We start from the raw sequence: 10,732 nt of genomic DNA, 5'->3' as shown, positions 1-10,732 counted from the left end.
GTGTTTCGATATATTGTCTGGCGCATCGCTGTGATGGTTCCAACGCTGCTGATCATATCGGCGCTGGTGTTCACGATCATCGAACTTCCCCCAGGCGACTATTTCGACAGCTATGTCTCCGAGCTTCGGGCTCAGGGCGAAGCGGTGGATTCCGATCGCATCCAAATGATGCGGAAGGAATATGGTTTCGACCAGCCGCCGGTCATTCGCTACTTCTACTGGGTCGGCGGGATGCTGCACGGCGATTTCGGCTATTCCTTCGAGTATGAGTTGCCGGTTCGCGACGTCGTCGGGGACCGAATGTGGCTGACCGTGCTGGTTTCCTTCGTCACGATCATATTCACCTGGCTCATCGCCTTTCCGATCGGCATGTACTCCGCCACGCATCAATACAGTTGGGGCGACTATGGCCTTACTCTCTTCGGCCTTCTCGGCCTTGCCATTCCGAATTTCATGCTGGCGCTGATCCTGATGTATTTCGCCAATATCTGGTTCGGCACCTCCATCGGCCACCTCATGGACCCGCAATATCTCAGTGAGCCGATGAGCTGGGACAAGGCAAAGTCGATCCTCGCCCATCTCTGGATCCCAGTCTTGATCATCGGCACTGGCGGCACGGCAAGCATGATCCGGCGGCTGCGCGCCAATCTGCTCGATGAGCTTCACAAGCAATATGTCGTGACCGCGCGCGCCAAAGGCCTTCATCCCTTCAGGGCGCTCGTCAAATATCCGCTGCGCATGGCGCTCAATTTCTTCATTTCCGACATCGGCTCTATCCTGCCGGCCATCATCTCCGGTGCCGAAATCACCGCGATAGTGCTGTCTTTGGAAACGACCGGGCCGATGCTGATCAGAGCGCTGCAAAGCCAGGATATGTATCTGGCAGGGTCGTTCCTGATGTTCCTCGCCTTCCTGACGGTCATCGGTGTCCTGATTTCCGACTTGGCGCTTGCGCTCCTTGATCCGCGAATTCGTTTGCAGGGCGGCAGCACAAAATGAACACGCAATCGCCGCTGCCCGCTCCGGGTGCCCCACTGCAACACTACGTTTCCATCGCGCCCTTTGATCTGCAATCGGTCGAGGCGATGACGGCGGAGCAGTCGAAGGTCTTTCAGGCGTCGCAGTTGCGCCTGATGTGGTGGAAATTCCGACGGCACCGGCTTGCGCTTGTATCCGGCATATTCCTGGCAGCGCTCTATTTCGGGATACTGATCTGCGAGTTCCTGGCGCCCTACAATCTGCACACGCGCAACATGGACTACATCTATTCGCCGCCGCAGCGGGTGCACCTGTTCCACAACGGCCAACTCGTCGGGCCGTTCGTCTATGGCCGCCAGATGACGCTGGACATGGATACGCTCAAGCGGAACTACATCGAGAAACCGGATGATGTTCAGCGGATCCGTTTCTTCTGCAAGGGCGACAGTTACCGGTTCTGGGGCCTGATCGAAGGTGACAGGCATTTTGTCTGCCCTGCTGAAAACGGCCAGCTCTTTCTGGCCGGCACTGACAGGCTGGGGCGCGATGTGCTCTCGCGCATCATCTATGGCGCACGTATTTCACTGACAATCGGCCTTGTCGGCATCAGTTTCAGCTTCCTGCTCGGCATTGTCATCGGTGGACTGGCTGGCTATCACGGCGGTATCTTCGACCTTATCGTTCAACGGATAATCGAAGTTCTGCAATCGATCCCCAGTATTCCGCTATGGCTGGCCCTGGCGGCGATCATGCCGATAACCTGGAGTCCGATCCTGATCTACTTCGGCATCACCGTCATCCTCGGGCTGCTCCACTGGACCGGACTGGCGCGGGCCGTGCGTTCAAAGCTTCTGGCCTTGCGCGAGGAGGATTACGTCCTGGCAGCGCAATTGATGGGCGCCAACAGCAGCCGCATTATCCGGCGGCACCTCATTCCCGGCTTCATGTCGCATCTGATCGCGACGGCGACGATCTCCATACCCGGCATGATCCTGGGCGAGACGGCGCTGAGCTTCCTCGGGCTCGGCCTGCGGCCGCCGACAACCAGCTGGGGCATCCTGCTAACCGAGGCGCGCAGCGTTAGCGTCATCGCGTTCTATCCATGGCTGCTTTTGCCGATGCTCCCCGTCATTCTCGTCATCTTGGCGTTCAACTTCCTCGGCGACGGCTTGCGGGACGCCGCAGACCCATACAAATGACATCGCTATTCCGCCGCGCGCCGGGCCGCCAAGTCGACCCGTTACGATCCTCGTCGGCAGCCTGTTCGGTTGTTGCAGTGTTCATCGTTGGCCTCTATATGCGACGAGGCTCGATCGGGGTTTAATCGCGGGCATTGCCGATCTCTTGAGCTGGTTCAGGACACGCAAACGCATATGAGTCGCCTCGAGAGTTTCATCCGCAGGATGACCGCACAGCGCGACATTCTCGATCAAGTCTGCGCGGAGGTGGCGAAGATCGAGGGCCCCGTGATCGAGCTCGGCCTCGGCAATGGACGGACGTTCCACCATCTGCGCGAGCGCCTGCCCGGGCGCCGGATCGTGGCATTCGACCGCGCACTCGCCGCCCACTCCAGCTCAATTCCCGAAGCTGAGAACCTCGTGCTCGGCGAAATACGCGAGACGGCGAGCAGGTTCATTGGCATCGACGCCGCTCTGGTTCATGCCGACCTTGGCACCGGCTATGAAGATCGCGATGCAGTGACTTCTACCTGGCTTCCCGATCTGACCGCCCGCCTGCTTCGCGTCGGCGGCATCGCGGTCAGTGGCACGCCGCTCGATCACCCACAGTTGCAACGCCTCCCGCCGCCCCCTTCGGTACCCGCCGATCGCTATTTTATCGCTAGACGCGTGTGAAGGGCGGAGACGGACCCAGGGGCCCAATCTTCAGGGGATCGTATATACTGCTATCTCTCGCTCGATGCCGCGCAGCGAGACTTCGTGAGGCACGGGCGTCAGCGCGTTCCTGCGCAACAGATCGGCGGTGAGATTGTCGTCGACCACCGCACGGGTGGCGAAGATCGCCTGTGCGTTGGCAAGGTTCTGGACCCGCGAAGCAATGTTGACCGTCTGGCCGAAATAGTCCTGTCGCTCGTTCATGGACACGGCGATGCAGGGGCCGGCATGGATGCCGATCTTGAGCAGCAGATCCTCGCGCCCGCTCTGGTCGTTGAGTGCACGCATGGCATCGCGCATCCTGAGGGCAGCGGCAATCGCACGATCAGGCGTCGCGAAGGTCGCCATCACTGCATCACCGATCGTCTTCACCACCGCGCCTGCCTCCGCGGCGACGATCTCGTGCAGAACCTGGAAATGCGCGCGCACGAGATCGAAGGCGGAAAGGTCGCCCACCCGCTCGTAAAGCGCGGTCGATCCGCGCAGGTCGGTGAACAGGAAGGTCAGGCTGGTGATCTTCAGGCGCTGGTTGATGTCGAGCGTATCCGTGCGATAGAGATCGCGAAACGTCTGGTTGGTGAGCAGGCGCTTGGCGGTGAGGAAGGGCCGGCGTTTGCCCAGCAAATCATGCAATGCCTGGCCAGCGATGAAGACCGTCGGCAGCACGCGGGTGTCGGTCCTGTTTTCCAGCGAAATGCGCAACGGGCCGGGCTGCATCTCCAGCGTCTGGTTTTGGACATGGTCGCGGTCGAAGACCAAAGAGAGGCTTCGGCGCTCCTTTGTCGGTTCGCCCTTCACGTCGATGAACTGCGCTGAATGGGTGACCGGCTCGAAGACGATGATGAATTCGGACGGAAGCTGTATGGGCAGAACCGCCTTTTCACCGGGCGCAAGTTCTATATCCTCCAGCGAGAACGCTTCGATCGTCTTCGCGAAATCTTCTTCCGGCAGATCAACGCCGGACGCCCAGTAGATCTGGCTGAAATATTCCACCATCGGCAGTTCGTGTGGATTGTGGGCGGCAATCCTGCGCACGCGGGGACTCACGGTGAATGTCACCTCGACCATCTCGTCGAGGGTCGGCGAATAGCCCTCGGAGCACAGCGCGCAGGTGTATTCGTCCTTCTGCAGGGTTTTCAGCGTGGCGTTGGTGTCGAGCACGCCGCCACAGCCGGGGCACAGAACATTCCAGGAAATGTCGAAGATGCCCACCCGCGCCGCGTGGAGAAAGGCGCCTATGGTCCGCTCCTCGTCGAGGCCATGCTTGCTGGCGAAGGCTGGCGCATTGATGCGGCAAAGTTCGCGGTCCTTGCCCTCCGAGATGGTCCGCTTGATCGCGTCGATTGCCAGTGGATCGACATCGGTCGATTGCCGCAGAAGCGAGAACAGATCCTGAGCTTCGTTCATCGTGCAGGCTCCGGAAAATGCGCCCTCGGGGCGTGTTGACCGGACCGGTCTTTGGTCCAAGTGCTCAATCTTACTTCGAAACGGACCGTACGGCTATCGAATGGATAAGCCCTGGTGGCAGTTCAATTTCCATTCGGCGGATTTTCATCGGCGGCAAGCGGCACTATGGTGGTTCACGGGCATTCATCTTTGGGGCTTTCTCCCATGCCGACATCCAACAACCCGCCATTTCCCGCGGCCCTGCGCCTGTTCTCCGCGGCGGTCATCATCGTCCTGATCGTGGGCGCTGGCCTGTTTTTTGCGCCTGTGCTGGTCAAGCCGCGCTGGCCTTGGGCCGTCACGCCGTTCAATGCCCGCTTTCTCGGCGGCTTCTACACCGCCGAAATGGTCGTGATGGCGGCGCTGCTGTTCTGGAATCGCTGGTCGCCCGGCAGGCTCGTGCTCGTCATGGCCTTCATCTTCACCGTCATCGTCTCGGTGGCTTCGTTCATCAATCTCGGCTATTTCAACTTCGAGCGCAAAGCGCCCTGGCTCTGGTTTTTGGTCTATCTTGCTTCGGTCGCGGTATCCGGGCTGTTCCTGTGGCGGGCAAGGGCCCGTCCTTCTGCAAAAGGCGCGATCTTAAACCCCGCATGGCGCGGCTACATGCGGATGGAATCGGCGGTCCTCGGGCTCTATGGCGTCGGCCTGTTGCTGTTTCCCCTGACATTCAACAGCATCTGGCCCTGGCCGGTCGATGCCTTCCACGCTCAGGTCTACAGCGCCATCTTCCTCGCCGGTGCGGGCGGCACATATCTCGTCTGGAAAAGCGCGCCGCCCGAGGAACTGCTGGTGCTCGGCTTGGCGCAGTTTCTGGTTGGCCTGCTTGCCATCCTTGGCCTCGTCATCACCGACGCGGCGGTGCACCGGATCGACTGGACGGCGACCGGGACATTGTTCTGGCTCGCCCTTTTCGGCTGGATCGGGATCAGCGGCGCCTTCAAACTCTACGCCGCCTCCCGGTATTTTGGCTCGCAATCGGCATCATAGGTTGCAGAGAAGGCTGGATTTCCAGATGACGTCCGGTGCATCGTGCCGGGCCGATTGCCTTCGCCGGGAACGCCATGACCAGTACGACCTCGCCATCTTCCGACAAAATCCAGCCGCAGCTCCGATCCGTCCGGCCAAGCGATGCTGAGGCGCTTTGCGCTATCTTCAACATGCCGGGCTTCCGCTGGGGCACGCTCAGGATGCCCTTCGAGATGGTCGAGCAGGTAGAGCGACGCATCGCCAAGTCCGGCCAGGAAACCACCTGGATCGTTGCGGAGTTGGACGGCAAGGTCGTCGGCCATGGCAGCCTGGTCGTGCAGGGTTCGCCGCGCCGTTCGCATATCGGCGAGATCAATATCGGCCTTGACGATGCCTTTGTCGGCAAGGGCATCGGCTCTGCCATACTTGGCGCGCTGCTTGACGTGGCCGACAACTGGCGGGCCCTGAAGCGGGTCGAGTTGACCGTCTATGCCGACAACGAACCAGCCATTCGCCTCTATACAAGCCACGGTTTCGAGGTCGAAGGCCGGCATGTGAAGGCCGGTTTTACCGACGGGCAGTACCACGACCTCCTGAGCATGGCCCGGCTGCGGTTCTGATGACTGCCGTCTTTGACCCAACCGCTACGCCTCCGGTGGAAATTCTGGCTGTGCTGTCGCTACTCTGCCCGGAAGTCGTGCGTGACATCGAGCAGAACTGGAATGCGCCGGTTTCCGATTACGCCCGCCATCTGTGGCGGCCGGTGGCAAGGCCTGCATCGGCCCCGGCGATCGCTGCCCGCTCGATCCTGCGCGAAGTCCTGCATCAGCGCCTTGGCGTGATCATGCAGCCTGAAGAGATCGGTAAGGCCCTCGACGAGTTCGAGGACAGACCGGTGATTCAGTCCGGCCTGCACTGCCTGCTTCTGATGGACAGGATTACCTTCGATGCCCTCCTGCTTGCCTGGCTCGGCGCGGTCGAAAACGGGCTGTCGGCCTTCTTCGGTTTCATGGGAACGACGATGACCATGGAGACAATTGGCCGGGAGGGGCCAGGATGGCTGGATGTCGGTGACGACAAGGTCAACCTGTTTGGCATGGGGCGCCACAAACTGTGCCGCAAAAGCGCCTGCGTGGCCGGTCCCGTCTCCCTCAACAAGCGCGCGCTCGAAGCGGTGGGCGATGAAACGGATGCCAGCCGCTGGCTGGGCACATTGCTTGCCAGCCAGGACAAGGTGTTTGGAACAGCCGCCGATGCGCTGACAGCCCTCAACGAGGATCTGGTCGCCGATTGGGATCGTTCCGGCATGGCCCTGCCGGTTTTCATCGATGATCGGCTCGCCGCTTCTGCCATGGCGCGGCATCTAGAACATGACGGCAGCCTTCTTTCCAAGCTGCTCATTGAGCCCGCAAGGCGGCAGCGTCTCGAACGTGCCATGCAAGAGGCCGAATCGAGCCCATTTGGCAGATTCCTGCCTAATGCCACGGCCCATTTCTGGGGCATCCGCGAGGAGCGCGTGCGCAAGCTGGTCCTTGAGAACGGGCGTCTGATCGAGCCTGACAGGCCGCATGGTCTTTCCATCCCGTTCGAGCGGCCGCATCTCAGGCAGGCGCTGTTGGACGGCGTGCTGCTGCCGAACTTGTTCCTGACGTTCCTCGTCCTTGCCATATTGCCGCGCGTCCGGGTTGTGGGCGGCCTGAGACAGATTGGCTATGTAGCGCTTTTCCACTCGATTCTGCTGGCTGCGCTGGACGAAAACGCGCCGGAAGAGCACGATTTGGCTGCGGAGCTGCAGGTTCGGGAAAATGCCTGGGGCATGCGGGTCATCGATGAAAAGATCTCGGTCCGCGAGCAGCTTGCCGGCCTGCCGGAAGGGGCGCTCTTCCCGGACCTGCTCCGGCAATACCGATCGCGCACATTTGCCGAGACGACCGACGACCTGAGATTGGTTCGCGAAAACGCCCGATGGCGCAAGATCGGCCAAGCAGTGATCAAGGGGACCTGAGCCTCACTTAAGGCCTCTTTCCAGGTTGGTGCACAATGGTAATCGACGGCGACTATCGGTGAGCGACCGACCGCTTCATTCGAGCACCGCCTCGACAATGGCGACAAAGTCATCGAGCGAGCGATCCCCGCGAATCTCGATGCGTGGAAGGTCGATGGGATCGCAATCGAGGTCCGCCGGCCCATGTCTACCGCCGAAGCCGATCCGATAGCCGCACTCCTTGGCAAGCCGTCCGAGCCGTCGGTCGGTGACGGAGAAGGGTGCCGCGAACGCCGTGGTTGGCCGACCGGTCCAACGTTCGATGAACATACGAGAGCGCAGGAGCTCGGCGGCCAGGTCACAGCTCGGCAGGCCATCGATCGCGCGATGCGTCGCCAGATGGCTTCCGAAAAACGCACCTTCGGCGGAGAGGCGTCGCACCGTCCCGGCGTCCATAAGCCGCGTCGGCGGACCGATATCGGCGTCCCACTTTGCACTTTCGCCCACCAGATCCGTCACCAGGAACACTTCCGCGGTCAGATCGTTAGCGCGCAAGATCGGCCAGGCATGGTCGGCAAAGTTCTGGAAGCCGTCGTCGAAAGTGATGAGCACCGGGCGGCCAACGAAAGGGTGACGGTTGGCGATTGACTGTTCCAACTGCTCGGACCCAATCGCGTGAAAACCATTGGCGCGCAGCCACGCCATCTGGCTGGCGAATGCGGCGGGCGTGAGCCGAAAACGGGCCAGCGCGGCCGGGCCATCATCGGCGATGCTGTGATACATCAGGACAGGGATACGCTGCCGCCGCTCGCTACGCGCGACGTCGCGGCGCAAGGCCCGCGCCCCGCCCCAGACGATATTTCGCGCGACCCCGATTTCGATGGGCGCGCGGATTGGCACATGATCGATCACCGGTTCCGTCGCCACATCGTCCGGCGACAGGCGGCGGAAGCGGTCTATGCGGTAGAGCTCGGTCTGGATCGATTGCTCAAGGACGAGGCCTTCGGTCGCCGCCAGCGTCTCCGAGATCGCTTGCGCACCGAATGTGTTCCAGTCGAAGCCCGTCCTTTCAGGATTGTCACGCAGCACGAATGCGTGTGCGCTGATGAAACTGCCGCCAGGCGCCAACGCCCCAGCGAATTTTTTGGCGATGCGCCGCAACTCGGCGAGATCATCCAGGTAGTAGAGCACCTCCGAACAGAAGATCAGATCCATCCCATCCGGCAGCGCGTCGGCGGAGAAATCCAGTACGCCGAATTCAATGTTCGGCTGATCGCTGCATCGCGCACGGGCCCGCTCGATGGCTATGGCGGAGATGTCAGTTGCAGTCAGATGGCCCACACGCGGCGCCAGCTGCCGCGTGAAGTGGCCCTCCGCGCAGGCCAGCTCAAGCGCCCGTCCGATGGGACCAGCAGGCAGGATTTCGAGCTGCCGCTGATATTTTTCCTGCTCATAGAGCGAGCCGTACTTCCACGGGTCCTCGGTCGCGAAATAGCTGTCCCAGAACGCCGTGCGATCACTCCTGTCCGCGGTCCGTGCTCGGCGCGGCGTTGCAGGAGGTGGTGCAGGTTCGGCGCTTGATCGAACCAGCTCCCGCGCTTCAGCGGCCAATTGGGCGAGTTTGCCGAAGTGGCTGTCCGGATCGGGCCGACGTTCGGCTGCGGACAACAATGCCTCGGCTGCAAGCGCGTTTGACGTGTCGGCACCAGCGCCCTTTTGCGGTACAGGCGATCGTCTCGAAAGCCTTGCGGCACTGTCTACAAGCCGCTCAGGGGGCACGATATCCAGGATCAATTCAATCCAATGATCCCCGGTCACTGTCCCGAGTACGCCGAACTGCACGACAGCCTCGATCTGGCCATCGATCATCAGATAGGCGTAGATTTGATCGATTCCTTCCGGAAGGTCGATCGAGGTCGGATTTCGAGCGTCGACACGAATTCCGAGTGTCCGCGCCAGTCTGCGCGGCGCGGCAAGATCGTCGACGTCGAGAAGCATTTGCTCGAGGTGATACTGGACGCGGCGAGCGGCGCCGGGATTGTCCCAGACCTTGCCGAGTTCGATGATCAACTCGGTGAGGGAGCCGCCGAACCTGTCCCAACTGGCAGCCAATTGCGCTGGCACCGAAAGGCTTCCAACCATAAGGCCATCGAAGACCACCGTGGCGATCTCACGCGCCCACTTACGTCCTGCCGGGAGCGCGCGCAGGGACTGCGGGTTGATCGAGTGCCAGCCGCGGCCGCAATCCGACGCGGCGTTCCACAACGCGAACCACGCGAGTGCTTCGGAAGCGGTGCTGCCGTTCGCCGAGATCGCTCCATTGGCGTGTGCCGGTGCTGGGTGTTTGACCCTGGGATCAGCAGAAAAGCCGCGGGCGATCACGATTTCCGCATCTAGCATCATCTGTGTCGAATTGCGGGAGAGCGCGTTGGGGCTGATCCGACAGTAAGCGAGCGGCTCGTCGACCATCACCCAATTTTTGCCTAGACGTGCGAGGCGCTGCCACAGATCCCAGTCCTCGCAGGTGCGCAGCGACACATCGAAACCGCCCAACTCGACAATTGCCTCCCGATCGACCAGAAGCGCGTGAGTGCGAATGGCACACCGGCGGGCGAATGTTTCGAAGGGCTGGATCGCAACCTCCGTTGAAATGCTCGAAGGAGTGAGTTCGCCATCGGGCATCACGCGCCGAGAACCGCAATAGGCGGCCACTGCATCGGGCGCGGTTTTCAGTGCGGCCAGCATTTTTGCAAGGAAGCTGGCATCCACCCAATCGTCAGCATCCAGAAACATGAGCCAGTGGCCGCGCGCTCTCGAAATCCCGCTGTTGCGCGCGCCGGCGGCGCTATACGCGCAAGACCTCAACGTCCGAAATCGGGCATCGTGCTCCACATAACCGGCGATGATGGCAGGGGTGCTGTCCGTGGAGGCGTCGTCGATGATGATTGCCTCCCAATCCAATATTTCCTGATCGAGAAGGCAATCGAGTGCGCGCGCCAGCGTCACCTCCGCATTGTGCGCAGGAACCACGATTGAAACCAAAGGATTATGCGCCACGCCGTCTTACCCGCGCCTGGTTCGAAGGCAGAACAAAAGTCCGGAGACATAGCCGGCGATTGCCTGCCAAAGGAAGCGGTCGTCAGGGACGCTGTTCAACGCCGATCCGTCCGTCGACCCCTCTTCTACCGCGACTATGCCCAGTACGTGGTAGGTCTGCCGGCGGATGCTGGCAAGCGTTGCGCCGATGGTTTGCTCGGCATCGAAAATCGAGACCACACCGGCCGCAGTAGCATTGTCCTGGATCATCGAGCTTTCGTTTTCTTCGGCAACAGTCGGCGAATGTCAAAAACGGATGACGGCATCGGATGGCAGCACCGCTCTGTCAAGATCGGGGCGAATTAGGGCAGGCAAAAACGCTTGAAGACAGGGCTGAATGGCAAGCGCTCATGCCCTCGTGGTATAG

The 10,732-nt window shown here is 61.1% G+C and carries 9 protein-coding genes; 6 read left to right on the top strand and 3 right to left on the bottom strand.

The genetic code is table 11. From position 1 onward, the window contains the following. The 3 genes from NKJ90_RS26650 (at position 1) to NKJ90_RS26640 (ending at position 2,831) form a co-directional block, all read left to right on the top strand. Positions 1 to 999, top strand: coding sequence for an ABC transporter permease (locus tag NKJ90_RS26650; protein WP_031261060.1), 999 nt, complete (start codon positions 1 to 3; stop codon positions 997 to 999). Next, complete coding sequence (locus NKJ90_RS26645) at positions 996 to 2,177, top strand: ABC transporter permease (protein ID WP_352487156.1); 1,182 nt, start codon at positions 996 to 998, stop codon at positions 2,175 to 2,177. The genes NKJ90_RS26650 and NKJ90_RS26645 overlap by 4 nt, the downstream gene beginning before the upstream one ends. 174 nt (positions 2,178 to 2,351) lie before the next feature. Beyond that, complete coding sequence (locus NKJ90_RS26640; protein WP_023762166.1) at positions 2,352 to 2,831, top strand: class I SAM-dependent methyltransferase; 480 nt, start codon at positions 2,352 to 2,354, stop codon at positions 2,829 to 2,831. A 30-nt stretch (positions 2,832 to 2,861) separates the two neighbouring features. Here the strand turns inward: NKJ90_RS26640 and NKJ90_RS26635 are convergent, their stop codons facing one another. Next, a complete protein-coding gene (locus NKJ90_RS26635) occupies positions 2,862 to 4,277 on the bottom strand; it encodes an adenylate/guanylate cyclase domain-containing protein (protein WP_023762165.1) in 1,416 nt (471 codons plus the stop codon). A gap of 204 nt (positions 4,278 to 4,481) precedes the next feature. Here NKJ90_RS26635 and NKJ90_RS26630 point away from each other — a divergent pair, with 204 nt between their 5' ends. From NKJ90_RS26630 to NKJ90_RS26620, 3 genes are all read left to right on the top strand, one after another. Beyond that, the gene (locus tag NKJ90_RS26630) at positions 4,482 to 5,306 is read left to right on the top strand and encodes a hypothetical protein (protein ID WP_023762164.1); all 825 of its coding nucleotides are present in this window, start codon (positions 4,482 to 4,484) and stop codon (positions 5,304 to 5,306) included. 74 nt (positions 5,307 to 5,380) lie between these two features. Then, positions 5,381 to 5,905: a GNAT family N-acetyltransferase gene (locus NKJ90_RS26625; protein WP_031261059.1), complete on the top strand. Its 525-nt coding sequence runs from the start codon at positions 5,381 to 5,383 to the stop codon at positions 5,903 to 5,905. Beyond that, complete coding sequence (locus NKJ90_RS26620) at positions 5,905 to 7,290, top strand: hypothetical protein (protein ID WP_023762162.1); 1,386 nt, start codon at positions 5,905 to 5,907, stop codon at positions 7,288 to 7,290. The genes NKJ90_RS26625 and NKJ90_RS26620 overlap by 1 nt, the downstream gene beginning before the upstream one ends. 75 nt (positions 7,291 to 7,365) lie before the next feature. Here NKJ90_RS26620 and NKJ90_RS26615 read toward each other — a convergent pair whose 3' ends face one another. Together NKJ90_RS26615 and NKJ90_RS26610 are read right to left on the bottom strand one after the other, a co-directional pair. Next, positions 7,366 to 10,326: a trifunctional glycosyltransferase/class I SAM-dependent methyltransferase/polysaccharide deacetylase gene (locus tag NKJ90_RS26615; RefSeq protein ID WP_023762161.1), complete on the bottom strand. Its 2,961-nt coding sequence runs from the start codon at positions 10,324 to 10,326 to the stop codon at positions 7,366 to 7,368. Positions 10,327 to 10,332: 6 nt separating this feature from the next. Further along, positions 10,333 to 10,575 carry a glycosyltransferase family A protein gene (locus NKJ90_RS26610; RefSeq protein ID WP_023762160.1) on the bottom strand — a complete coding sequence of 81 codons (243 nt, stop codon included), beginning with the start codon at positions 10,573 to 10,575 and terminating at the stop codon, positions 10,333 to 10,335. Between the last annotated feature and the right edge of the window lie 157 nt (positions 10,576 to 10,732).

This window comes from Mesorhizobium sp. M0051 (assembly GCF_040323235.1).
GTDB lineage: Bacteria > Pseudomonadota > Alphaproteobacteria > Rhizobiales > Rhizobiaceae > Mesorhizobium.
This window is presented reverse-complemented; position numbering and strand designations above follow the sequence as displayed.

Excerpts from the sequence above, each read along its gene's own strand:
- NKJ90_RS26610 (WP_023762160.1), bottom strand. The coding sequence starts at position 10,575 with ATGATCCAGGACAATGCTACTGCGGCCGGTGTGGTCTCGATTTTCGAT.
- NKJ90_RS26630 (WP_023762164.1), top strand. The coding sequence starts at position 4,482 with ATGCCGACATCCAACAACCCGCCATTTCCCGCGGCCCTGCGCCTGTTC.
- NKJ90_RS26635 (WP_023762165.1), bottom strand. The coding sequence starts at position 4,277 with ATGAACGAAGCTCAGGATCTGTTCTCGCTTCTGCGGCAATCGACCGAT.
- NKJ90_RS26645 (WP_352487156.1), top strand. The coding sequence starts at position 996 with ATGAACACGCAATCGCCGCTGCCCGCTCCGGGTGCCCCACTGCAACAC.
- NKJ90_RS26620 (WP_023762162.1), top strand. The coding sequence starts at position 5,905 with ATGACTGCCGTCTTTGACCCAACCGCTACGCCTCCGGTGGAAATTCTG.
- NKJ90_RS26640 (WP_023762166.1), top strand. The coding sequence starts at position 2,352 with ATGAGTCGCCTCGAGAGTTTCATCCGCAGGATGACCGCACAGCGCGAC.
- NKJ90_RS26625 (WP_031261059.1), top strand. The coding sequence starts at position 5,381 with ATGACCAGTACGACCTCGCCATCTTCCGACAAAATCCAGCCGCAGCTC.